Raw genomic sequence first — 24,121 nt, forward strand, 5'->3', positions numbered from 1 at the left:
AACGGTGGCGAGAATTCTATTATGAATGCAAGAGTCGGTATTGACGGCAGGGCCGCCGCCGCCATGGTGCTGCTTTGCGCCATCTGGGGGATGCAGCAGGTGGCGATCAAGGCCGCCGAGCAGGATGTGTCGGCGGTGCTGCAAATTGCCATTCGCTCGGGCCTCGCCGCGCTGGGGGTATACCTGTTGGCGCGTTGCCGCGGCGAGTGTTTCACCTGGGATCGCGCCACGCTGAGCGCCGGTTTGAGCGTAGGGGCATTGTTCGCGCTGGAGTTCTTTTTTGTCTCCGAAGGGCTGCGCTACACCAGCGCCTCGCATATGGCGGTGTTTTTGTACACCGCGCCGCTATTTTCCGCCCTCGGTCTGCATTTTCTCCTTCCTCAGGAGCGTCTGTCGCCGGTGCAGTGGCTAGGCATGCTCATCGCCTTTGGCGGCGTGGTGCTGGCCATATCGGGCATGGCTGAGGGAAGTGGCGGAGCCGATCGGCTGAAAGGCGATTTCTATGGCCTGCTGGCGGGGATCGCCTGGGGCGGTTCTACCCTGGTGATCCGTACCACGCGTCTGGCGGAGTGCCCGGCCAAACAGACGTTGTTATTCCAGTTGACGGGCGCCTGCGTGCTGCTGTCGCTGCTGGCGATAGCGACGGGCAATTTGCACGTCGTCCTGAGCCCGGTGGCCTGGTGCAGCCTGCTGTTCCAAACGCTGATCGTGTCGTTCTTCAGCTACCTGATCTGGTTTTCACTGCTGCGCCGTTATCAGGCTTCCTCGCTGGGCATTCTCACCTTTATGACGCCGGTATTCGGCATCCTGGCGGGGGTCGCCATTCTCGGCGAACCACTGCAAATTGAGTTTGTATTGGGTGCTGTGCTGATCGTGCTGGGGTTAATCGTGGTGAGTTGTTCATATCTTCTTTATTTTGACCGAAGGGTGGCACCAAAAATATAAATTATGGATGTTGATGTACAGAACTACCAAATAAGCTGCGAAAGCCAATTCATTATTCAGTTGCAAATATCCCGCTATGCTTGGGGCGTGCCGCTGATTACGCTCAGCGATAACGGTGATTTTACCGTAATAAGAAGCCGAGGCTGGTCGAGGTTGGCGAATGGGATGCGATTGGAGGTTTATTATTTTGCCAATAATTCCCTGCTGACCTGGGATAAAAGTCGAAAATATATTTCTTATTCAAAGGCCGGCCGGCTCTACGCCTGCGCGCTGCATTTTTCTTATTCCCCCAAAGTAGAGCGCTAACCCTCTGGCCATCAGACCAGAGGGGAGATTTTCATGATCCACTGCTTAAACGCGAGGATCTTGGGCCACTGCCGTTCGGAAATGGTCGAGGTAAAATAGCAGTGCTCACAGGGCACGGTCATGTTGGTGAACGGAATGATCAGTTCGCCGCTTTTTATCCAGTCCTGCACCAGATTAAGCCGCCCCATGGCGACGCCAAGGTGCCGTGTGGCGGCCAGTACCGCGAGATCGGAACGGTCGAACTCCATGCTTTTACTGTCGGTATCCAGCCCCAACGCAAAGTGTTGTGACCAGGTTTGCCACTCATCTTCGCCGGAGTTGTAGCGATCGTGCAGCAGCGTACAGTGAGCCAGGTTTTCCGGCGCATCGTACAGGTTATGTGCAGCGGCGTACTGCGGCGTGCAAATCGGCACCATCGATTCCTGCATAAAGGCCTCGTCCAGATGCCGCCCCGAGGGCAGTTTGCCGAAGTACATCGCCAGGTCCACGCCGCGGTTGGCCAGGTTGATGATTTCCTGCCCGGTCAAAATGTTGAGGTGAATGGTGGGGTGCTGGGCGATAAAGTCGCCGATGCGCGGCAGCAGCAGACATTGCACCAGAGACGGGTGTGAGTAGAGGGTCAATGTTCCCGTCAACTCGCGATTTTTAATGTCCAGAATTTCCTGATTCAAGGTGTTGAAGGAACTGTCCAGCGCCCATTGCATGCGCTCGCCCTCCGGCGTCAGGGTAATTCTGCGATGAAAGCGCTGAAACAGCAGAAAGCCCAATTCCTTTTCGAGCAAATTAATGCGGTGGCTTACGGCGCTGGGGGTGATCGACAATTCTTGCGCCGCCAGCGCAAAAGATAAATGGCGGGCGACGCATTCAAAAGTATGCAGCCGGGAAAATTGATAGCTGGTCAGCGGGGTCGCCCGCTGTGAATGTTTTTTACTGGGGAACATGCTATTTCTCCGTGCGCACAATCTGGCAATATTAACATTTAATGGCGCGGAGGATAAACCCAGCCTGATTGATCTATTCAGTTTTTATGCCGAGGGATTTCGATATGTTGAAGAGAATTGCATAACAACCGGAAATAACAGGCGGTGGGGGCGATGATAATCAGCAATAGGACGAATATAATAAAAAGAGGTGCCGTTAAGCAGCGAGTAAAGGCGGTGTACCGCAGCCTGAACGATAAAAGCTCATATTCCCTGCGGGATATAACGGTTTCGCCATAATCATCCGTCGCATGGCGACGTTGAGTACGCGTTAAGCCCGGATGCCAACGAGATGGAGGTAGCAATCGATAACGCTGAGCCCCGCCTGGCCAGAGAACCGTGCCCAGTGGTTACCCACCGGGCACAACATTCAGGGAAAAGCAGGTTGATCGTCGGCGCTAATCAACGGCGACGCAGCAGCAGGCCGGCCAACAAACCTGCGCCGGCAACGAGTGCCAACGCGGCGAGGGGGTTTTTCTTCATCATACTGCCGGCGCAGCTCAGGGCGTCGCCGTATTTTTCTTGCAGCGCGCCCACTGCCTGGCGCGTGACGCCTTCGGCCTGCCAACGTTCGTTACCGCTGACGTCGCCTGCGATTTCCTGCGCTTTGCCCGCCACTTTGTCCATCATGCCATTGGCTTTTTCGCTGTTCATTATGATGTGCTCCTAAGGTTCGATCCGTTTGGCGTTCGCACAGAGCGAAAGCCTGCATTTGCACCGCCATGTTATGCACTTCACTCTGCGCTCATAAGGGGCGTTTGCATCGGTGCGGGTAGTGCATTTGCAGGTTACTTGCCGTTCCTGGAGGCCGCTCCGCCGGTAAACAGCCCGCGCTCTCTGGCCCAGACGATGGCTTCGCTGCGGCTGTGCACGCCGAGTTTGGAATAGACCGTCGCGACATGATTGCGGATGGTGTTGAGCGCCAGATTGAGACGCGCCGCGATTTTCTTGTCCGGCAGCCCCTCGCAAATCAATTCCAGCACATCGCGCTCGCGCGGCGTGAGGTCGCTGGCGGTGAATCCAGCCTGGTCGGGCCGGTTGATGCTTTTTACGTTGGCCAGTTTTTCGATCAAAGTTTGGCTGAACCACGAGGCATCCTGCATCACTTCTTCGATGGCATTCACCAGCTCCAGCTCCGATCGTTTACGCTCGGTAATGTCCATGAGCACCAACAGGTAGCAGGGCGCATTATGGATACTGACGGCATCCGCCGAGGCCACGCAGTCGATTAGCTCGCTCCCTTTCTTTCGCACCTGGATATCCAACCCTTCGACGTTGCCGCTTTTTTCCAGTGCGGCAAACAAACGGCGGTTCGCCTCGGGATCGTCAATAAACTGGATCTCATCGACCGTTTTGCCGATCAACGCTTCGGCGTCGTACTCGGTGGTGCGGGTGAACGCTTCGTTGACGTCCAGCACGCGCCTCTCGTCTGCGGTACACACCAACGTCGGCACCGGGCTCAGGCGAAATGCCTTGGCGAACCGCTCTTCACTTTCTCGCAGCGCCGATTCCGCCAGGCGCCGGGGTTCGAGATCGGTAAACGTGAACAGCATGCAGTCGTCTTCATTGATATCCAGCGGTTGACCGGCAACCACCACCAGCTTGCTTCCTCCGCCGGGCAGTTTCAGCTCGGCCTCCATCTGCGGAATGGTGGCGCCTTCCCCCAGGCGCTGAACCGCCAGCTCTTTGTGCTCTGCCTGTTCTAAGACGTCGAGTTCATAAACCGAACGCCCCATGACCTGTTCACGCTGGTAACCGGTCATATCGAGGAACCCCTGGTTGACCTTGACGTAACGCAGGTCGCTTAGCCGACAAATGACCGCCGGCGCCGGATTGGCGTTGAAGGTTTTTTCAAAGCGCTGTTCGGCGCTGGCCCACTCCGTTGCGTCGCTCAGGATCAGCGCCAGCAGCTCCGGCTGCCCCTGCGCATCGGTGATGATCAGGCTCCGCAGGCGGTGCACCCAGAAGCTCTCCGGATCGTCGACCTGCCGAACCTCCACCACCACATCGGTGAAGGTTTCGCCATCGGCAACCCGGCTCAGCGGGTACTGTTCCAGCGCCAGCGGGTGGTTGTTGCGATAACGCAGTGCAAAACGCGCCGCGTACTCGCCGGCATCAGCCCCCAGGGCTTTCTGGTGGCTCACGCCGTGCATGGCCAACGCGGCTTCGTTAGCCCAGAGAAGCGTTTGATCGGTATCCGTCAGGATCACGCCGTCGGACAAGCCGGAGATGATTTGCTGCAGGTGGCCGCGGTGGGTTTCGCTGGCCAGAACGGATGGGTTCATGTGCTCTCCGCTAGACAGAAGGGGAGCGGCCTCTGATCGGGGCCGCGGGTTACGCTACTCGCTGAGCAGCTTAGTGCATAACGTGCGTATTCGCAGGGTGTGAATGCACTAGGCATTCTGGCGCAAATGAACTGGGACGGCCGACGCCACCGCGCGGCAGACTGAATTTGTCTGCGCGGTTATCCACCGTGCGTGCAATCACTTGTCCAGAAAATATAAGGAACAACGATGACCACTGTCTATGAATCAAATCGCTTTGCGTTTCAGGTGTCATGGGGCTCGATATTGGCCGGGAGTGCCGTGGCGCTGGTGACTTATCTTATCTTCAGCGTGCTGGGTACGGCTATCGGTGCCCAGGCCGTGGATATGATGCAAAAGGGCAATCCGCTGAGCGGTTTTGGCACCGGCACCGGGATCTGGCTGCTGGTTTCCACGCTGGCATCGCTGGCCGCCGGTGCGTTCGTCGCCGGACGCACTGCGCCGAACCGCGGCGGTTTGCATGGCCTGCTGAGCTGGGCGATCACCACCTTGCTGACCACCTGGCTGATGGTTTCATTAGCAAGCGGCGTGGTGGGGCTGGCGGGCAGCGCGGTGGGTAAAGGGCTCTCGCTGGCGGGCAGCGGCCTGGCGGCGGCAGCGCCAAACGTGGGTGAAGGCCTCAAGCAACAGCTGGATAAAAAGGGTATCAGCCTGGACTGGGGAAGCCTGGAGAATCAGTTGAACGCCACGCTCAAGCAGACCGGCAAGCCGGAATTGGATCCGGCTCGGTTGGAACAGAAGGCCGATAGGGCGACCGCCGACGGCAAGCAATCAGCCATGGACGCGGCTGCCGATCCGGCGCAGGCCGCTACCGAGCTTAAGCAGTGGTTCGAACGCGTCAAGCAGTCCGGTGAGCCGACGTTGAGTGCGGCCGACAAGGATGCGTTGGTGAATATCGTTGCGGCACGCACCGGCAAGAGCCGTGATGAAGCGAGCCAAATCGTCGATAACTACGCCCAGGCTTATCAGCAGGCGGTGCAGAAGGTGGAAAAACTCAAGGCCGAGGCCGAGCAGAAAGCGCGTGAAGCGGCTGATGAAGCGGCCAAACAACTGTCTCGCGCCGCATGGGGCTCACTACTGATACTGCTGTTGGGCGCTGCGCTGAGCGCCGGCGTGGGGCGGATTGCCGAATCAACCCGCCGTACCGTCGCGGTAAGTTGAGATGAGAAAAAACCTGTCGTGCATCTCGCTGAACTATCGAAAAGTGGCGGGAGCGTCCGCGCCCGTGCTCGTCATCGATTTTTGCAACGAGAACAACGAGCGCTACACCTTGCGCTACAACCTGCCGCCGGATACCCCGGAACGCACCGAGCGGCGGGTATCTTTGCTGCTGAATCTGTTACGCAAGCACCGATCGGCAGAGATCGACAACCTGGCTGATTAATCAGTCCGTTAATGAAAAGCCCGGCCTGGCGAGCCGGGCTTTTTGCCGTGCTGTGGCAACAAAGCACAGCGTATGCAGACACGGCACTGTTACGAGGGAAGAGCGAGGCATAAATGGCGCCCCAATTGGCGTGGAGGGTAACGTAGGGCATCGAACAAGGTTTGTTGAAACATCGATTCTGCTTTGTATGGGAAAAGATAAAAAAGAAACGCGCTATGAAGCTCTGCGATTATCTGGCCCGAGGTTAAGGCCTTGCGTTTATCCACCGCATCCTCCCTCGACATTGTTCCTACTTCTTCGCATTAGGTTCAATAATTTTATCAGCCGACCAAACAATAAATTCACGATTTAATTTGTGATGATGAAATTCCTATTCGGCCATGCCAGTGGAGTGTAAAAAAACACGTTAAGATAAAACAATTGGCAAAAAGTGTGATTCTCCCTGGAGATGTAAATGCATCTTTGACGGGAGCATTTTATGTGGGTTGTTTTTGTTTTGCCGTTTTTTTGCGGGTGGATTTATATAACATGATCATTTTCAGTTATTTAAGTAATGACTTTTCCTATGCCGCAAAAATGGCGCTGCCAAGGTGATTTTTTTTAGGATTAATCTTAATGACTTGGTTTGGTTGGTTAACGATTTTAATGAAAAGGACACGATTTTTATAAAGGCAAGGAGCGCACATGGACTATCGGAAAGATATTCTTTTACAGGTATTAGAGTATATGGAGAAGAATATTATAGAGGGGCTTTCCGTCGAGAAAGTGTCTATTATCTCAGGGTATTCTAAATGGCATTTGCAACGGCTGTTTAAACATTATTTTGGTATGACGCTCGGAACTTATATCAGGCACAGAAAGCTGAGCCGATCCGCAATTTTGCTTAAACAACATCAAGGGAACATACTGGATGTCGCCTTGGCATCGGGCTTTGCCTCTCAGCAATGTTACACGCGGGCATTCAAACGTTTCTTTGGCGAAACGCCCAACAGCTTTAGAAACAGCCGGGGATGGGATTTCTCCATCCAGATCCCACCGTATGGCAATGACAATAAGCCCTATTTTTATCACACGGTCATGCCGGATGATATTGAGTTGTTAAAGCAGTACAAAGCATTGATTTTCCATTCCATAAGGAAATACAGAGATGCCAGTGACATTACGCAGACTAATGAAAAATGGTTAAGCAAGAATGGAAAAGCTTATGGTGTGGAAAAAACCAGAGCGGGTAAATGGCATTCAAATGGTAAGGAACAAGAGGTTTTCCACTCTATTTTTAACTTCTACATACCCAGAGGGAAATATATTGTTATTCCCTTTATGGGGGCGTTGCCTGAGTACATTGATTTTTTTGAAAGCATCTATGACGCTTACCTGCCGGCCATTAATGTCAAAATGAGGGAAAGCTTTTTTATCGAGCTATATAGAAACGAGCATTTAAACAGCGAAGTTGTTAATGTCGATATACTGATTCCTGTGGTGTAGCGTTGAGAAAAGGAGACATCATGAGTGTAGAGAAATCCCCCGGTTCAATGAATAAACACCATTACGCTTTCGGTATGCTACCTTTAACGTTGTCTGTGTCTGGCTGGGTGAACGTTGCCGGTTTAGGCTGGCAGGTCATTCAATTAATGCTGGCATTAACCCTCTTCATGTTTTCAGGAAATGCGATGGCCAATAATCGGGAGCATCAACAAATAGCGTTAGTCGGTACCTGGACCCATATTCCGGATGCGCCCACGGTGCAGAAACCGGCGTTCCCCAGTGAAGGGCTCTATCGTCTGAGGGTAAATGTCGACGGCACGTTAACGCTGCTCAATGTTATCAAGATGAAAAGCCCGTCATGGATCGCAAAATCTCGCGATGGTCGTTTCGCCTATGTCACCAATGAAGAGGATGCGGGAACGGTGACCGCCTTGGCAATAGACGACGCTGGCAGCGTGCGGGTGCTGAATACGGTGAGCAGTGCGGGCCAGCAGCCGACGCATGCCACACTCAGCCCGGACGGCAAGTTTCTGTTTGTCGCCAACTACTCCGTCGCCAATGGCGGCGCGGGGGTGACGGTATTGCCGATTCGCAGCGACGGCACACTGGGTGAACGCGTGCAGCATTACCCGTTTATACCCGGCTCCGGCATCGTGCAGGGGCGCCAGGAAGGCGGGCATGCGCACTCCACCACCTTCAGCCGTGATGGCCAATACCTGTACGCGGCGGATCTCGGCGGCGATAAGTTGCACGCCTATCGCTATCGCCCGGATAACGCGCAGCCGCTGCAGGCGGATACGTCGCGCGATGTCGGCTTTGCGCCCGGCGCCGGTCCACGGCACATGGTGTTCTCGCCGAAAGGTGAATACGCCTATGTCATCACTGAAATGGCGGGCGAGATCGAGGCGTTTGCCGTCAGCGATCATCGATTGACGCGGCAAGGGAAAGTGAAACTGAACGGCGGCCTCGATTCGGCGGAGGAGAAAAGCGGCGGGGCTATTATCCTGAGCCCGAGCGGCAGATATCTTATTGCCACCCATCGCGGTACCGATAACCACCTGCTGGTATTTAAAATAGGCAGGGACGGTCTGCCAGGCGTGCCGACGCGCTATGAGGCCGGCGGCATTGAACCGCGGGCGCTCGCTTTTGATGCCGACGGCAACCGCCTCTATGTCACGAATGTGTTCACCAATAGCGTTACGCTGTTCGATTTCGATGATGAGACGGGCGAGTTGCAGGCCAGAGGTGAGGCGGCGACGATCTCAACGCCGACGGATATCAAGTTTTTCAATTAATGCCCATCATAAGGCGCGGGAGAAACCGGGACTGAACAAGGGAAAAGGGGGATTGCGGGTACAGATGATGGGGGACGGTTTGATGAGAAAGAATGGTGTCCCCGACTGGAATCGAACCAGTAACTAGCCCTTAGGAGGGGCTTGTTATATCCGTTTAACTACGGGGACGCTGCGGACCGGCAACCGAAGCTGCCGGGGCATTATACCTTTTTTTACCCGCAGAATAAGCGCTTAGCGGCGCGTTTGCTCAATACCTCGCCAGTTCGCGCCGAAATTTCCTCGGCTAACCGACGGCGATCACGGTTTTTCCCCGCCGTGGCGCCGTTTTTCCTCTTGCAGGCGCGCCGCCTTATTTTTGGCGCTCAAATCGTTGCGGATTTGCGCGTGGCTGATCAGCGCAAAGATAAAGGTGCCGCCGATGATGTTGCCCGCCAGCGTCGGCAGGGCGAACGGATAAACGAATGCTTGCCAGCCAATCGTGCCGTTGAACACCAGATACAGGATCTCCACCGAGCCGACCACGATATGCGTCAAATCGCAAATCGCCACCAGGTAGGTCATCAACACGATCACCCAAATTTTCGCCGCGCCGGCGGCCGGGAACATCCATACCATGGTGGCGATGATCCAGCCGGCCAGGATGCCGTTGGCGAACATTTCTCCCGGCGTATGGCGCATCACCTCTTCGCCCAGGCTGATGAAGGCGCGGCGCGTTTCGGCGTCGAACAGCGGCATATGGGTAAACGCCAGCGCCGCCAGCGCGGTGCCGATCAGATTGCCGAGCAGCACCACGCCCCACAGGCGCAGCAGGATAAGCAGGTTGCGCGGCGTGGGTTTATGCATAATGGGCAGCACCGCCGTGACGGTGTTTTCGGTAAACAGCTGCTGGCGCGCCATGATGACAATGATAAAACCGAAGGTGTAGCCGAGGTTCTCAATGAAAAAGCGGCTGGGATCGTCCGGCAAGCGGGCGTGGAAAATGCCTTTCGCCGCCAGCGAGGCGCCCATCGACAGCCCGGCGGCAATCGCCGACCACAGCAGCGCCAGCCCGTCGCGCTCCAGCTCTTTTTCGCCTTCCATTCGGATCTGTTCATGCACCGCCGCCGCGCGTGACGGCAGATTCTCTTCCCTGACTTCGATTTCGCGTTTGCCCTGTTCCTGCTCTTCGCTCTCTACCTGCATTGTCTCATCCGGCTCGTGCTGCTGGCGTTGCTGGTCGTTCATGCTATCGCTCCTGCTCAATAAGGGTGAGGTCACGTCATTAAGCGTAGTTGCCCGGCCAAAATGCGGCGAAATACAGAAAAAGGTAACAAGAGTTAAAATCCGCCGATTTTTTCCACGCATTCTTGATCCTGCTCGCCATATTGGCCCCTCGGCGCGCCCGCCGCAGGCTGCGTGTGGGGAAAGGCTTATGCTATGATTCGCTATCCCAAAGAAAAATATGAGTTCCCTGATGCTGGAAGCCAAAAGTCTGAGTTGCGTGCGCGATGAGCGCATCCTGTTTAGCGAGCTAAGCTTTTCAGTTCAGCCGGGCGATATCATTCAGGTAGAAGGGCCGAACGGCGCGGGCAAGACCAGTTTGCTGCGCATCCTCGCCGGTTTGGCGCGGCCGGACGGCGGTGAGGTGTGCTGGCGCGGGCGCAACACGCTGCGCGATCGCGCGGCGTATCAGCAAGATTTGCTGTTTATCGGCCATCAACCTGGCATCAAAGCCGTATTGACACCCTTCGAAAATCTGCAGTTTTATCAGGCGGTGCGCGGCGCGGCCGAGCATCAGGCCATCTGGCGCGCGCTGGAGCAGGTCGGGTTGGTGGGGTACGAGGATCTGCCGGTGGCGCAGCTTTCGGCCGGGCAGCAGCGGCGGGTGGCGCTGGCGCGATTGTGGCTCAGCGCGGCGCCGCTGTGGATCCTCGATGAACCCTTGACGGCGATCGATAAACAGGGCGTGGCCGAGTTGATTAGCCTTTTTGAACAACATGCGCAGCGTGGCGGCATGGTATTGTTGACCACGCATCAGGATTTGGCCGGCGTCAGCCAAACGGTGGGCAAAATTCGTTTGGCGGAACACGACGCGGGGAGTTTGTGATGTTTTTGACTCTGGTGCGTCGCGAATTGAAGATCGCCTGCCGTAAAGGGTCGGAGATCGTCAACCCGCTGTGGTTTTTCCTGATTGTGATCACGCTGTTCCCGCTGGGGATTGGCCCTGAACCGCAGCTGCTGGCGCGCATTGCGCCGGGCATCGTGTGGGTGGCGGCGCTGCTGGCCTCGCTGCTGTCGCTGGAGCGGCTGTTTCGCGACGACTTTCTCGACGGATCGCTGGAGCAGCTGTTGCTGCTGCCGACGCCGCTGCCGATGACGGTGCTGGGCAAAGTGTGTGCTCACTGGGTCGTGACGGGATTGCCGCTGCTGATCCTGTCGCCGCTGGTGGCGCTGCTGTTGTCGCTCGATATGCAAACCTGGCTGGCGGTGGCGGGTACGCTGCTGCTCGGCACGCCGACGCTGAGCCTGATCGGCGCTATCGGCGTGGGGTTGACCGTCGGCTTGCGCAAAGGGGGCGTGCTGCTCAGCCTGCTGGTGCTGCCGCTGTATATCCCGGTGCTGATCTTCGCCACCGGCGCGATCGACGCCGCCTCGATGGGCATGCCGATTGACGGTTACCTGGCGATACTCGGTGCGATGCTGGCGGGCAGCGTGACATTGGCACCGTTTGCCACCGCAGCGGCGCTGCGAGTGAGCGTGCACTAGCTAACGTATTGAATGAACAGACGGGGCAAGGCCGACAAGAGCGTACCCTGCAGAAGATTTTCGCCGTTTCGATCGCTCGGGGCGGCCGACGCATAAAAATTACCGTGAGCACTGACGACAATGTGGAAATGGTTACATCAACTGGCGCGGCCTGAACGGCTGTATCACGTCTGCGGCCGCTTTGTCCCCTGGCTGGGGCTGGCGGCGGCGGCCTGCCTGCTGCTTGGCTGGGCATGGGGCTTTGGTTTCGCGCCGAAGGATTATCAGCAGGGCGACAGCTTCCGCATCATTTATATTCACGTGCCGGCGGCCATGTGGTCGATGGGCATCTATGCCTCGATGGCGGTGGCGGCGTTTATCGGCCTGGTGTGGCAGATGAAAATGTCCGATACCGTGGTGGCGGCGATGGCGCCGATCGGCGCGGTGTTCACCTTTATCGCGCTGGTGACCGGCTCCGCCTGGGGCAAGCCGATGTGGGGCACCTGGTGGGTGTGGGACGCGCGGCTGACCTCCGAGCTGGTGCTGCTGTTCCTTTATATGGGCGTCATCGCGCTGTATAACGCTTTCGAAGACCGCCGCCTGGCGGGCCGGGCCGCCGGCATTCTGGTGCTGGTGGGCGTGGTGAACATTCCGATCATCCATTTCTCCGTCGAATGGTGGAATACGCTGCATCAGGGCTCGACCAACATGCAGCAATCCATCGCGCCAAGTATGCGCACCCCGCTGCGTTGGGCGATCCTCGGCTACCTGCTGTTGTTCGTTACGTTGACGCTGATGCGTCTGCGCAATTTGATTCTGTTCCAGGAGCGCCAGCGCCCGTGGGTTGCCGGGCTGGTGAATAAGGAGCGTCAGTCATGAATGCCGCATTCGATTCCTGGCCGGCGTTTTTCGCCATGGGCGGTTATGCCTTCTATGTCTGGCTGGCGGTCGCCGTCACGCTGATTTCGCTGTTGGGGCTGGTGGCACACACCGTCTGGCAGCGGCGGCAGTTGCTCGCCGAGATCGGCCGCCGTCAGGCGCGCGAGCGGCGCATTCGCCATGCGCAACAATCAAAACAAAAATCCGCCGCACCGCGGGAGAAATCATTGTGAATCCACGTCGTAAAAGCCGCCTTTATCTGGCGATCGTTGTGCTGATCGGCATTGCGCTGACCGCAACCCTGATGCTGTACGCGCTGCGCTCCAACATCGATCTGTTCTATACCCCGGGTGAAATCCTGCAGGGCAAGGGCGAAAATCATGAGAAGCCCGAGGTCGGCCAGCGGCTGCGTATCGGCGGCATGGTGATGCCCGGCTCGGTGAAACGCGATCCCAATACGCTGCAGGTCAGCTTCAAGATTTACGACGCGCGCGGCGCGATCGGCGTGACCTACACTGGCATTCTGCCGGACCTGTTCCGCGAAGGGCAGGGCGTGGTGGCGCAGGGCGTGCTGGGCGAGGGCAACGTGGTCAATGCGCGCGAAGTGCTGGCCAAGCACGACGAGAAATACACGCCGCCAGAAGTGGCCGACGCGATGAAAGAGAATCACAAAGGGCCGGCGGAAGCGTATAACGCGCCGCAGGCGGAGGGTGCCAAGTCATGATGCCGGAACTGGGCAGTTTTCTGCTGTGCCTGGCGCTGGCGATCGCGCTGTTGCTGAGCATCTACCCGCAGTGGGGCGCGGCGCGGCAGGACAGCCGCATGATGGCGGTGGCCCGGCCGCTGACCTATGGCATGTTCGCGGCGATTGCGCTGGCGTTCCTGTGCCTGGTGCATGCCTTCGTGGTCAACGACTTTACCGTCGCCTACGTGGCCACCAACTCCAATACCCAACTGCCGGTGTATTACCGCATCGCCGCCACCTGGGGGGCGCACGAAGGTTCGCTGCTGCTGTGGGTACTGCTGCTGAGTTGCTGGTCGCTGGCGGTGGCGTTGTGCAGCCGGGCGATGCCGCAGGACGCGGTGGCGCGGGTGCTGTCGGTGATGGGCATGATCACCGCCGGTTTCCTGCTGTTCATCATCATGACCTCCAACCCGTTCACCCGCACGCTGCCGAACTTCCCGATCGACGGCAGCGATCTCAACCCGCTGCTGCAGGATATCGGCCTGATTTTCCACCCGCCGCTGCTGTACATGGGCTATGTCGGCTTCTCGGTCGCCTTCGCGTTCGCCATCGCCTCGTTGATGGCCGGCCGGCTCGACACCGCCTGGGCGCGCTGGTCACGCCCGTGGACTACCGCCGCCTGGGTGTTCCTCACGCTGGGCATCGTGCTCGGATCGGCCTGGGCCTACTATGAGTTGGGCTGGGGCGGTTGGTGGTTCTGGGATCCGGTGGAGAACGCCTCCTTTATGCCGTGGCTGGCCGGCACCGCGCTGATGCATTCGCTGGCGGTGACCGAGAAACGCGGCACGTTCAAAGCCTGGACGGTGCTGCTGGCGATCACCGCCTTCTCGCTGTGCCTGCTGGGCACCTTCCTGGTGCGCTCCGGCGTGCTGGTCTCGGTGCACTCCTTCGCCTCCGACCCGGCGCGCGGCATGTTTATTCTCGCCTATCTGGTGATCGTCATCGGCGGTTCGCTGCTGCTGTACGCGGTCAAGGGCGGCCAGGTGCGTAGCCGTGTACAGCACGAGACCTTCTCGCGCGAGACCTTCCTGCTGGGCAATAACGTGCTGCTGATCGCCGCCATGCTGGTGGTGCTGTTGGGCACGCTGCTGCCGCTGGTGCACAAACAGCTGGGGCTGGGCAGCATTTCGATCGGCGAGCCGTTCTTCAATACCATGTTCACCTGGCTGATGGCGCCGCTGGCGCTGCTGTTGGGCATTGGGCCGCTGGTGCGCTGGCGCCGCGATGAGCCGCGCAAGCTGTGGCGGCGCCTCGGCGTAGCGCTGCTGGCGACGTTGGTGCTGTCGATTCTGCTGCCGTGGTTGCTGCAGGACAGCATCGCCGGCATGACGGTGGTGGGCCTGATCATGGCACTGTGGGTGATCATCCTGACGCTGATGGAGCTGCATGAGCGCGCCACCCATCGTCACGGTTTCTGGCGCGGCCTGCGGCAGCTGTCCCGCAGCCACTGGGGCATGGTGCTCGGCCACCTCGGCGTGGCGGTGACGGTGATCGGCATCGCCTTCAGCCAGAACTACAGCGTGGAGCGTGACGTGCGGATGAAGGCCGGCGACAGCGTGGATATCCACAATTATCATTTCGTGTTCCGCGACGTGCACGACATCCGCGGCCCGAACTACAGCGGCGGCGTCGGTATCATCGACGTGACGCGCAACGGCAAGCCGGAGGCGACGCTGCATGCGGAGAAACGCTACTACAGCGTGGCGCGCAGCATGATGACCGAGGCGGCGATCGACGGCGGGTTCAGCCGCGATCTGTACGCGGCGCTGGGCGAGGAGCTGGAAGACGGCTCCTGGGCGGTGCGCCTGTATTACAAACCCTTCGTGCGCTGGATCTGGTTCGGCGGCGTCTTTATGGCGATCGGCGGCCTGCTGTGCATTCTCGACCCGCGTTATCGCATGAGCAAAAAGCTCAAGCGCGAAGGCAAGCTGGAGGCGCAATCATGAAGCGTAAGCTGCTGTTTATCCCGTTGGTGCTCTTCCTGCTGCTGGTGGCGGCCCTGATGGTGCAACTGACGCGCAACGCCGGCGGCGAAGATCCGACCATGCTGGAGTCGGCGCTGATCGGCAAACCGGTGCCGACCTTCAGGCTGGAATCGCTGGATCAGCCCGGCAAAACCTACGATCAGGCGGTGCTGCGCGACGGCAAGCCGATATTGCTCAACGTCTGGGCCACCTGGTGCCCGACCTGCCGCGCGGAGCACCAGTATCTCAATACGCTGGCGGCGCGCGGCGTGCGGGTGGTCGGCCTGAACTATAAAGACGATCGTGCCAAGGCGGTGACCTGGCTGAATTCCCTCGGCAATCCCTATGCGCTCAGCCTGTACGACGGCGACGGCATGCTGGGGTTGGATCTCGGGGTGTACGGCGCGCCTGAGACCTTCCTTATCGACGGCCAGGGGATCATTCGCTATCGCCACGCCGGCGACATGAACGAGCGCGTCTGGCAGCAGGAAGTGCTGCCGCTGTATAAAAAGTACGGGGGTGAGGCATGAGGCTGATTGTTCTGCTGTGTGCCGCACTGCTGAGCTGGAGCGCCGCCGCGGCGATCGATACCTATCGCTTCAACTCCGTCGAGCAAGAGCAGCAGTATCGCGAGTTGACCGAACAGCTGCGCTGCCCGAAATGTCAAAACAACAGCATTGCCGATTCCAACGCCATCATCGCCGCCGACATGCGCACCAAGGTGTACGAACTGATGATGCAGGGGCAAAACAAGCAGCAGATTATCGATTACATGGTGGCGCGTTATGGCAACTTCGTCACCTACGAGCCGCCGGTAACGCCGGCGACGCTGATCTTGTGGATCGGCCCGCTGCTGTTCGTATTGATCGGCGGGGCGGTGGTGATCCTGCGCACCCGTCGGCGGCCCGATGCGGCGGCGGATGATGAATTCTCCGAACGGGAACGGCAGCGCCTGGCGGCGCTGTTGCAAGAGACTGACAGGAAGAAACCCTAATGGCTTTTTGGCTGATTATTTGCGTGTTGTTGGCCGGCGCCGCCGCGTTGCTGGTGGTGCCGGCGATGCGCCACGGCAAGCAGAGCGCCGCCACGCGCGATGCGTTGAACAAGGCGTTTTATCAGGATCGCCTCAGCGAGCTGGAGCAGGATGAGCAGCAGGGCGTGGTGGCCGAGCGCCCGGAGCTGGTCAAAGAGCTGCAACAGAACCTGTTGAACGACATCCCGGCCGAGCAGATGGTGCAGGCGAAGCCGATCAACCGCTGGGCGCTGGTGCCGGGCGTGGTGTTACTGCTGGCGGTGACCGTTGGCTTTTATCTGAAAACCGGCGGGTTGGCGCAGGTGCTGGACTGGCGTCTGGTGCAGGCGCAAATGCCGGAATTGCGCGAGCGCGTCGCCAACGAGCGCGCCAAACCGCTGAGCATGGAAGAGATTGCCCGTCTCGGACTGGGGCTGCGCACCGCGCTGCAGCAGGACGATCGCAATATCAACGACTGGATGATGCTGGGGCGCGTCGGCATGGCGTTGAACAATGCCACTACCGCCACGCAGGCCTTTGCTCATGCTTATCAATTGGATCCGAATAGTCTGGAAGTGCGGCTCGGCTATGCCGAGGTCTTGACGCGCTCCAACGATCCGGAGGATAACAAGCAGGCGACGCAGCTGTTGCGGCGCATGATCGCGGAAAACCACAGCGATCCGCGGGTGCTCAGCCTGCTGGCGTTCAATGCCTTCGAACAGGGCGATTTCAAACAGGCGATTGGCGCCTGGCAAGTGATGCTGCAGCTGCTGCCGGCCAACGATCCGCGCGCGGAAGTGATAAAGCGCAGTATTGCACAAGCAAAAGCCCAGGCCGGCGGAGAAACTGTTAAACTGAATGTGACCGTTGCGCTGTCACCGCAGGCGGCGAAAGCCCTGCCGCCGCAGGGGACGCTGGTTATCTCGGTGACCGACGGCGTCAGCCCGGTGCCGGTCGCAGTAAAACAATTGCCGTTGAGCCGTTTTCCGCTGTCTTTCTCACTGGATGACAGCAACGCCATGATGCCCGAGCGTCTGCTCTCGGCGCAGCATCAGGTGCAGGTGCGTGTGCGCCTCTCACAGGACGGATTGGCCACGCCGCAACCGGGGGACTGGTTCGGCGAAAGCTCGCTGCAGACATTCAGCGGTAAAGAGCAGGTTAGCGTTCAGATAAACAAGCAGGTCCCTGAAAAATAAGACCGAACGTGTTTTTATGGAGAAAAATATGAACTTTCGCCTGACTGGGGTGGCATTCGCAGCGGCATTACTGGTGGGCTGTGCCAGCGCGCCAGACAATGAGCCGCAAGGGCGTTCTGATCCTCTGGAAGGATTTAACCGGACGATGTTCGACTTCAACTACAACGTCCTGGATCCTTATATCTTGCGTCCGGTCGCGGTGGCCTGGCGTGACTACGTGCCGATGCCGGCGCGTAACGGCATCAGCAACTTCACCTCCAACCTGGAAGAGCCGGCCAGCATGGTCAACGCCTTCCTGAAGGGCGATCCTTACCGCGGGATGATCCACTTCAACCGTTTCTTCCTGAACACCCTGCTCGGGATGGGCGGCCTAATCGACGTGGCCGGCATGGCCAACCCGAAACTGGCGCGCGAAGAGCCGAATCGCTTCGGCAGCACGTTGGGGCATTACGATGTGGGTTACGGCCCGTACGTGATGTTGCCGGGCTACGGCAGCTTCACGCTGCGTGACGAAGGTGGCGACTTTGCGGATACGCTGTATCCGATGCTGAGCTACCTGACCTTCTGGATGTCGGCGGGCAAATGGGTGGTCGAGGGTATCGAAACCCGCGCTCAACTGCTGGATTCCGACGGTCTGCTGCGCAATTCCTCCGATCCTTACATCATGGTGCGCGAAGCTTACTTCCAGCGCCACGATTTCATCGCCAACGGCGGTTCGCTCAAGCCGGAAGAGAACCCGAACGCCAAGGCGATTCAGGGCGAACTGGACGAGATCGACTCGCAGTAATCCCGGGCATTATGCCAATGAAAACCCGCCGTCAGGCGGGTTTTTTTATGCCCGCGCGAGCGACAGGCAAAGAAAAAGCGCCCCAGGGGGCGCTTTGGCATCCATCTCAAGTGAGATTAGAAGCGGTAGTTGAAGTTGGCGCCGTACAGCCAGGCCTTGCCTTCGGAGGTGAAGGTATAAGGACTACCTTGTTCTTTGATAGTAACTTTCTGACCGTGCATGTACGACACGCCGACGTCGACCGAGGCGTCTTTGTTGAACGCATAGGTGGTACCGGCACTCAGCCAGAAACGGTCCTGATCGGGAATGGAGATCGAACGGTTTTGGGCGGGCACCGGGCTGTCATCGAAGGCGATGCCGGTACGGAAGGTCCAGTTATCGTCGTAGAAGTAGGTAGTGCCCAGCGCGATGCGGTAAGCGTCTTTGAAGCCTTCATGCTTCTGGAACAGGGTCTGGCCGTTGTTGCCGGTGGCTTTCAGCTCCTGGAACTGGCTCCAACTGGTGTAGGCCAGGCTGTAGTGGATGGCCCACTGCGGCGCCACCTTGTTGTAACCGGACAGCTCCCACATTTCCGGCAGGTTCAGATCCAGAGAACCCGGAATGGTGCTGCCGTTGGTGCCCAAAGGCAAGCCGAGGGAACCCAGAATTGGGTTATAGGCCGATGGCAGGCTGCTCTTGTAATCGCCGTCGAACTTGATTTTCACTTCAGAGCGATAGGTGAAACCGTAACGATTGTTTTCGTCCACTTCGTACAGAATGCCGGCGTTCCAGCCGTAACCCCATTTGTCGCCTTTCAGGTGAGAAATTTGGGTATCTGCCGGGATCTGCGAAACCGGACCGGCCAACTGCGGCGGCAACTTACCAGAACCTGCAAGCAGTTTCGGCAATTCACCGGCGTAGCGTTCCAGTTTGGCTTTGGCGTACACCGCATCGAAGCCCAGGCCGAAGCTGAAGTGTTGATTCAGACGGTAGGCGCCGCTCAGGTTGAGGTTAACGGTAGTCAAATCGGTCTTACCGCCGTAGGCGCCGGCGGTATAACCGTCGTTGAATTCGGTCGCCAAACCGAAGTTGCTGGTGACCGAGCCGCCTACGGCGAACTGATCGTTAATCGGGTGAACATAATGCAGGTTCGGCACCCAGGCGACAGGGGCGATATTTTTGGAGTCCAGGCTGGCACCGGAAGGCGATTTGCCGGTGATGTCAACGTCCGGGTCGATGAAGACTGCGCCGATGGACAGCTCGGGACGGGTATACATCATCAGCAATGCCGGGTTGCGGCTTGCGGAGGCCGCTGTATCCGCCATGGCGCCTTCGCCAGAATACGAACGTCCTAAACCAGCTGATGAGAACTCATTCAGCTGGAATCCTGCGGCAGACACGTTTGAAGAAATAATTGCCACTGCAGCTGCGAGAGCTGATTTAGTCAATAGGTTTTTCTGGCTCATGACCAAAACCTCATTATGTGTTTATTATTTAAACTATTGTTACACGAAGTAACAAGGAGCGCGGGATTGTAGGGTCCGTTATCGTTCAGACAAATCAGACCAGTGGCTGAAGTATAGGTCTGACCTGTGAAATTGTTGCAAGTTTGTTTTTGAAATATTTCCAACCTGATATCAAAAAAGAGATCTGCTTAACAAAAAGCCAGCGGTAAATAACAAAATTCTTACCATTCCTTAGCAGACGCTCATTTTTATTTGTGATTTCCATCACTTAAAACACCCAGTAAAAGTAAGTGCTAGTGATTGCCGGCGTGGAAGCGTAAAATACCCGCAGAATTTTGTGGCTTTGTGCCGGTGAGTGAAACGGCAATTTGGGCTGATAACAGAGGCCCTTGAGGAGAACCAATCATGTCAGATGCAATTAATAAATGCAGCGCTCAGGAAACCGCAGCGTGTTGCTGCGTGGATGTCGGCACTGTGATGGATAACACCGATTGCACCGCGTCCTACAGCCAGGTGTTCAGTAATCAACAAGATGCGGAAGCGATGCTGGCCGCCCTGAGCGAAAAGGCGCGCGCGGTTGAATCCGATCCTTGTGACATCAGCAGTAGCATTAAACCGGTTGACGGCGGCGTGCAGTTGGAGGCCGATTTCACCTTCGCCTGCCAGGCGGAAACCCTGATCTTCCAGCTCGGCCTGCGTTAATCCCCGCTTTACCCCCGGCGCCGCCTGCTGCGCGCCGGGGATTTCCTTCCCCGTGCCGCCCCGATAGAAAGTGCGCCTGCTCGCAGTTTTGATCTCTGCCGGTTTGCCAAATGTAACCGTTTGGTTAACAATGACCTCATCAGGTCAGACCTCTTTCTGCCCATTGCGCTGACGTTATTTTCTTCAGGAGCATTTATGAGTAAGGCACTGCCGTTGGTGACCCGTCATGGTGACCGCATTGCGATTGTGAATGGACTGCGTACCCCCTTTGCCAAACAGGCAACTGCCTATCACGGCATTCCGGCGGTGGATTTAGGGAAAACGGCGGTGAGCGAGCTGTTGGCGCGTAGCGGCATCGATCCGCAGCTGATCGAACAGCTGGTGTTCGGCCAGGTGGTGCAAATGCCCGAGGCGCCGAACATCGCGCGTGAAATCGTGCTCGGTACCGGTATGAGCGTTCATACCGACGCTTACAGCGTGTCGCGTGCCTGCGCCACCAGCTTCCAGGCGATCGCCAACGTGGCGGAGAGCATCATGGCCGGCAGCATCAGCGTCGGTATCGCCGGCGGGGCGGACTCTTCTTCCGTCTTGCCGATCGGCGTCAGCAAGGCGTTGGCGCGCACGCTGGTGGACGTCAACAAGGCGCGCACGCTGTCGCAGCGTCTCAAACTGTTCAGCCGGCTGAAATTCCGCGATCTGATGCCGGTGCCGCCGGCGGTGGCGGAGTATTCCACCGGTCTGCGCATGGGCGATACCGCTGAGCAAATGGCGAAAAGCCACGGCATCACCCGCGAAGCGCAGGATGCGCTGGCGCACCGTTCCCACGAACTGGCGGCCAGGGCCTGGCGTGAGGGGTGGCTGCGCGATGAGGTGATGACGGCCTACGTGCCGCCTTACCGCGCGCAGCTTTCTGAAGACAACAATATCCGCAAAGACTCCAGCCTGGCTTCCTACGCCAAGCTGAAACCGGCGTTCGATCGCAAACACGGCAGCGTCACTGCGGCCAACAGCACGCCGTTGACCGACGGCGCGGCGGCGGTACTGATGATGAGCGAATCGCGCGCCAAAGAGCTGGGGCTGCAGCCGCTCGGCTATCTACGCAGTTTCGCCTTTGCCGCCATCGACGTGTGGGAAGACATGCTGCTGGGGCCTTCCTACGCTACGCCGCTGGCGCTGGATCGCGCCGGCATCGGTCTGGCCGATCTGACGCTCATCGACATGCATGAAGCCTTCGCTGCGCAAACGCTGGCCAACCTGAAGATGTTTGCCAGCGAAGCGTTCGCCCGCGAGAAGCTTGGCCGCAGCCAGGCGATCGGTGAGGTGGACATGGACAAATTCAACGTCTTGGGCGGTTCCATCGCCTATGGCCACCCATTCGCCGCCACCGGCGCGCGCATGATCACCCAGACGTTGCGTGAGCTGAAACGCCGCGGCGGCGGGTTGGGCCTGACCACCGCCTGCGCCGCCGGCGGGTTAGGGGCCGCGATGATCGTGGAGGTGGAATGATGAGTGCCGAAAACGCATTGCACGAACAGCGGGCCAAACCGTCGGCCTTTCAGCTGACGATTCGCCCCGACAACATCGGCGTGATCACCATCGACGTGCCGGGCGATAAGGTCAATACGCTCAAGGCCGAGTTCGTCGAACAGGTGAACGACGTGCTGATCCGGGCGCAGCAGCATACCGCGCTGGAAGGATTGGTGATCGTTTCCGGCAAGCCGGACTCGTTTATCGCCGGCGCCGACATCACCATGATTGCCGCCTGCACCAGCGCCAAAGAGGCGGAAACGCTGGCCAAGAAAGGGCAGAGCACGCTAGCGCAGATCGCCGCCTTCCCGGTGCCGGTGGTGGCCGCCATTCATGGCGCCTGCCTGGGCGGCGGCCTGGAATTGGCGCTGGCCTGCCACGGCCGCGTCTGTTCGTTGGATGACAAAACCGCGCTCGGTCTGCCGGAAGTGCAGCTGGGCCTGCTGCCGGGCTCCGGCGGCACTCAGCGCCTGCCGCGCTTGGTTGGCGCCGCCAAGGCGCTGGACATGATCCTGACCGGCAAGCACATTCGCGCCCGCCAGGCGCTGCGCATGGGGCTGGTGGACGACGCCGTGCCGCAGTCGATCCTGTTGCAGACCGCCATCGAGCGGGTGAAACAGGGCTGGAAGCATCAGCGCGAGCTGCCGTGGCAGGATCGCCTGCTCAATGGCCCGCTGGGCAGAAATCTGCTGTTCAGCATTGTGCGCAAAAAAACGTTGGCGAAAACCCACGGCAACTACCCGGCGGCGGAACGCATCATTCAGGTAGTGCGCACCGGGCTGGATCACGGCAGCGCCAGCGGCTATGAAGCCGAAGCGCGCGCCTTTGGCGAACTGGCGATGACGCCGCAGTCGGCGGCGCTGCGCAGCCTGTTCTTCGCCTCCACAGCGCTGAAAAAAGAGCGGGGCGGCAATGCCAAGCCGCATGCCCTGCATCGCGTCGGCATTCTCGGCGGCGGCCTGATGGGCGGCGGCATCGCCTGCGTCACCGCCACGCGCGGCGGTTTGCCGGTTCGTATCAAAGACATTAATGAAACCGGCATCAATCACGCGCTGAAATACAGCTGGGACGTGCTTGGCAAACGGGTACGCAGCAAGCGCATGCGCCCGGCGGAACGGCAAAAACAGATGATGCTGATCTCCGGCTCTACCGATTACACCGGCTTTGAGCAGGTGGATATCGTGGTCGAGGCGGTGTTTGAGGATCTGGCGCTGAAGCAGAAGATGGTGGCCGAGGTCGAAGCGAACTGTGCGCCGCATACCGTGTTTGCCTCCAATACTTCCTCGTTGCCTATCGGCCACATCGCCGAAAAAGCCCAGCGGCCGCAGCAGGTGATCGGTCTGCACTACTTTAGCCCGGTGGACAAAATGCCGCTGGTGGAAGTGATCCCGCACGCCGGCACCAGCGAAGAAACTATCGCGACCACCGTGGCGCTGGCGCACAAGCAGGGCAAGACCGCTATCGTGGTGGGCGACAGCGCGGGTTTTTATGTCAACCGCATCCTGGCGCCGTACATCAACGAAGCGGCCCGTTGCCTGCTGGAAGGCGAGCCGATGGAGTCGCTGGACAAGGCGCTGGTGGACTTCGGTTTCCCGGTCGGCCCGATCACCCTGTTGGACGAAGTGGGCATCGACGTCGGCACCAAGATCATTCCGGTGCTGGTCGAGGCGCTGGGGCCGCGCTTCGCCGCGCCGGCTGCGTTCGATGCGGTGCTGAAGGACGGGCGTAAAGGGCGCAAGAACGGCCGCGGCTTCTATCTTTACCCGAGCGAAGGGCAGCAGCGGCAGCGGCGTAAACGTGCGGATACCTCATTGTATACGTTGCTCGGCGTCACGCCGAAGGCGCACATGCTGCCGGCGACCGTCGCCCAGCGCTGCGTGATGATGATGCTGAACGAAGCGGCGCGCTGCCTGGATGAAGGCGTGATCCGCAGCGCGCGCGACGGCGACATCGGCGCGGTGTTCGGCATCGGCTTCCCGCCGTTCCTCGGCGGCCCGTTCCGCTATATGGACGAGCTCGGCGCCGAAAAAGTGGTGAAAACGTTGGAATACCTGCGCCAGCAGCACGGCGAGCACTTCGCGCCGTGCGAACGCTTGCAGCGCATGGCGCAGCAGGGCGAGCGTTTTTACCCGCTGGGGAGCTGAACGCAGGGCGGCCCGATTTGCACTATAGTTGCAACAGGGCCGCGTTGTGATCGCCATCACTCCTTGTAACAGCGTCAGCCGGTGAGGCTGTACAGCAAGGCGTAGGCAGCGGTAAGTTAGCTTGACCGTCATCAATAAATTTCATGGCGGTAAGGTTAAAATTTAACCCGTTGAATTGATTGTTCTGTGAGCAATCGAGGTTTGCCAGGGGAGGGTTGCTGTAAAAAACAGCATTTTCTTTAGGCAAACTTTCAGGCAAAATGCCCGGCCGCCATAA

The 24,121-nt window shown here is 58.6% G+C and carries 24 protein-coding genes and 1 tRNA gene; 19 read left to right on the top strand and 6 right to left on the bottom strand.

Annotated features, from left to right (window positions below; all coding sequences use genetic code 11):
- Positions 1–21: 21 nt before the first annotated feature.
- Positions 22–945 carry a DMT family transporter gene (locus RE418_RS13385; RefSeq protein ID WP_049203765.1) on the top strand — a complete coding sequence of 308 codons (924 nt, stop codon included), beginning with the start codon at positions 22–24 and terminating at the stop codon, positions 943–945.
- Between the two features lie 3 nt (positions 946–948).
- Positions 949–1,251 carry a hypothetical protein gene (locus tag RE418_RS13390; RefSeq protein WP_049294901.1) on the top strand — a complete coding sequence of 101 codons (303 nt, stop codon included), beginning with the start codon at positions 949–951 and terminating at the stop codon, positions 1,249–1,251.
- Positions 1,252–1,262: 11 nt separating this feature from the next.
- Here RE418_RS13390 and dsdC read toward each other — a convergent pair whose 3' ends face one another.
- The 3 genes from dsdC to RE418_RS13405 form a co-directional block, all read right to left on the bottom strand.
- Entirely contained in the window at positions 1,263–2,192 is a 930-nt protein-coding gene (gene dsdC, locus RE418_RS13395) for a DNA-binding transcriptional regulator DsdC (RefSeq protein WP_025303739.1), read from the bottom strand.
- Between the two features lie 441 nt (positions 2,193–2,633).
- Entirely contained in the window at positions 2,634–2,885 is a 252-nt protein-coding gene (locus RE418_RS13400) for a CsbD family protein (protein WP_025303738.1), read from the bottom strand.
- Positions 2,886–3,019: 134 nt separating this feature from the next.
- On the bottom strand, positions 3,020–4,516 hold the full coding sequence (locus tag RE418_RS13405) for a helix-turn-helix transcriptional regulator (RefSeq protein ID WP_043140220.1): 1,497 nt from the start codon (positions 4,514–4,516) through the stop codon (positions 3,020–3,022).
- A 228-nt stretch (positions 4,517–4,744) separates the two neighbouring features.
- Here RE418_RS13405 and RE418_RS13410 point away from each other — a divergent pair, with 228 nt between their 5' ends.
- The 4 genes from RE418_RS13410 (at position 4,745) to RE418_RS13425 (ending at position 8,719) form a co-directional block, all read left to right on the top strand.
- Positions 4,745–5,716: a TIGR04086 family membrane protein gene (locus tag RE418_RS13410; RefSeq protein ID WP_043140216.1), complete on the top strand. Its 972-nt coding sequence runs from the start codon at positions 4,745–4,747 to the stop codon at positions 5,714–5,716.
- 1 nt (position 5,717) lies between these two features.
- Positions 5,718–5,939 (top strand): hypothetical protein, encoded by a 222-nt coding sequence (locus RE418_RS13415; protein ID WP_025303735.1) that lies wholly within the window; start codon positions 5,718–5,720, stop codon positions 5,937–5,939.
- Positions 5,940–6,623: 684 nt separating this feature from the next.
- Positions 6,624–7,424, top strand: a complete 801-nt coding sequence (locus RE418_RS13420) for a helix-turn-helix domain-containing protein (protein ID WP_049207364.1) — start codon at positions 6,624–6,626, stop codon at positions 7,422–7,424.
- 20 nt (positions 7,425–7,444) lie between these two features.
- Positions 7,445–8,719, top strand: a complete 1,275-nt coding sequence (locus RE418_RS13425; RefSeq protein WP_233494347.1) for a lactonase family protein — start codon at positions 7,445–7,447, stop codon at positions 8,717–8,719.
- Positions 8,720–8,812: 93 nt separating this feature from the next.
- On the opposite strand, the gene RE418_RS13430 is transcribed toward RE418_RS13425, so the two are convergent.
- Together RE418_RS13430 and RE418_RS13435 are read right to left on the bottom strand one after the other, a co-directional pair.
- A tRNA-Arg gene (locus RE418_RS13430) sits at positions 8,813–8,887 on the bottom strand.
- A gap of 129 nt (positions 8,888–9,016) precedes the next feature.
- Positions 9,017–9,943, bottom strand: coding sequence for a formate/nitrite transporter family protein (locus RE418_RS13435; RefSeq protein WP_049203728.1), 927 nt, complete (start codon positions 9,941–9,943; stop codon positions 9,017–9,019).
- A 229-nt stretch (positions 9,944–10,172) separates the two neighbouring features.
- Between RE418_RS13435 and ccmA the strand changes: the two genes are divergently transcribed.
- The 10 genes from ccmA to mlaA all read left to right on the top strand — a co-directional run bounded on the left by ccmA (position 10,173) and on the right by mlaA (position 18,026).
- The gene (gene ccmA, locus RE418_RS13440; protein WP_015378626.1) at positions 10,173–10,805 is read left to right on the top strand and encodes a cytochrome c biogenesis heme-transporting ATPase CcmA; all 633 of its coding nucleotides are present in this window, start codon (positions 10,173–10,175) and stop codon (positions 10,803–10,805) included.
- Positions 10,805–11,464 (top strand): heme exporter protein CcmB, encoded by a 660-nt coding sequence (gene ccmB, locus RE418_RS13445; protein WP_025303731.1) that lies wholly within the window; start codon positions 10,805–10,807, stop codon positions 11,462–11,464. Before ccmA ends, ccmB begins: the two co-directional genes overlap by 1 nt.
- A gap of 120 nt (positions 11,465–11,584) precedes the next feature.
- Positions 11,585–12,322, top strand: coding sequence for a heme ABC transporter permease (locus tag RE418_RS13450; RefSeq protein WP_033653722.1), 738 nt, complete (start codon positions 11,585–11,587; stop codon positions 12,320–12,322).
- Complete coding sequence (ccmD, locus tag RE418_RS13455) at positions 12,319–12,555, top strand: heme exporter protein CcmD (RefSeq protein ID WP_025303729.1); 237 nt, start codon at positions 12,319–12,321, stop codon at positions 12,553–12,555. The genes RE418_RS13450 and ccmD overlap by 4 nt, the downstream gene beginning before the upstream one ends.
- On the top strand, positions 12,552–13,046 hold the full coding sequence (gene ccmE / locus RE418_RS13460) for a cytochrome c maturation protein CcmE (RefSeq protein WP_004936264.1): 495 nt from the start codon (positions 12,552–12,554) through the stop codon (positions 13,044–13,046). The genes ccmD and ccmE overlap by 4 nt, the downstream gene beginning before the upstream one ends.
- Positions 13,043–15,013, top strand: coding sequence for a heme lyase CcmF/NrfE family subunit (locus tag RE418_RS13465; RefSeq protein WP_025303728.1), 1,971 nt, complete (start codon positions 13,043–13,045; stop codon positions 15,011–15,013). Before ccmE ends, RE418_RS13465 begins: the two co-directional genes overlap by 4 nt.
- On the top strand, positions 15,010–15,561 hold the full coding sequence (locus tag RE418_RS13470) for a DsbE family thiol:disulfide interchange protein (protein ID WP_015378623.1): 552 nt from the start codon (positions 15,010–15,012) through the stop codon (positions 15,559–15,561). Before RE418_RS13465 ends, RE418_RS13470 begins: the two co-directional genes overlap by 4 nt.
- Positions 15,558–16,025: a cytochrome c-type biogenesis protein gene (locus tag RE418_RS13475; protein ID WP_043140196.1), complete on the top strand. Its 468-nt coding sequence runs from the start codon at positions 15,558–15,560 to the stop codon at positions 16,023–16,025. Before RE418_RS13470 ends, RE418_RS13475 begins: the two co-directional genes overlap by 4 nt.
- Positions 16,025–17,239 (top strand): c-type cytochrome biogenesis protein CcmI, encoded by a 1,215-nt coding sequence (gene ccmI / locus RE418_RS13480; protein ID WP_025303726.1) that lies wholly within the window; start codon positions 16,025–16,027, stop codon positions 17,237–17,239. Before RE418_RS13475 ends, ccmI begins: the two co-directional genes overlap by 1 nt.
- 28 nt (positions 17,240–17,267) lie before the next feature.
- Complete coding sequence (gene mlaA / locus RE418_RS13485) at positions 17,268–18,026, top strand: phospholipid-binding lipoprotein MlaA (protein ID WP_025303725.1); 759 nt, start codon at positions 17,268–17,270, stop codon at positions 18,024–18,026.
- 116 nt (positions 18,027–18,142) lie between these two features.
- Here mlaA and fadL read toward each other — a convergent pair whose 3' ends face one another.
- A complete protein-coding gene (gene fadL, locus RE418_RS13490; protein ID WP_089181162.1) occupies positions 18,143–19,471 on the bottom strand; it encodes a long-chain fatty acid transporter FadL in 1,329 nt (442 codons plus the stop codon).
- A 405-nt stretch (positions 19,472–19,876) separates the two neighbouring features.
- On the opposite strand from fadL, the gene RE418_RS13495 reads away from it, so the two are divergent.
- From RE418_RS13495 to fadJ, 3 genes are all read left to right on the top strand, one after another.
- A complete protein-coding gene (locus tag RE418_RS13495; RefSeq protein WP_072145088.1) occupies positions 19,877–20,173 on the top strand; it encodes a YfcZ/YiiS family protein in 297 nt (98 codons plus the stop codon).
- Between the two features lie 195 nt (positions 20,174–20,368).
- Positions 20,369–21,679: an acetyl-CoA C-acyltransferase FadI gene (gene fadI / locus RE418_RS13500; RefSeq protein ID WP_025303722.1), complete on the top strand. Its 1,311-nt coding sequence runs from the start codon at positions 20,369–20,371 to the stop codon at positions 21,677–21,679.
- Positions 21,679–23,844, top strand: a complete 2,166-nt coding sequence (gene fadJ / locus RE418_RS13505; protein ID WP_025303721.1) for a fatty acid oxidation complex subunit alpha FadJ — start codon at positions 21,679–21,681, stop codon at positions 23,842–23,844. Before fadI ends, fadJ begins: the two co-directional genes overlap by 1 nt.
- Positions 23,845–24,121 lie beyond the last annotated feature (277 nt).

Origin of the sequence: Serratia sp. szju (genome assembly GCF_044594185.1) — a bacterium.
Taxonomy (GTDB): Bacteria; Pseudomonadota; Gammaproteobacteria; order Enterobacterales; family Enterobacteriaceae; genus Serratia; species Serratia bockelmannii.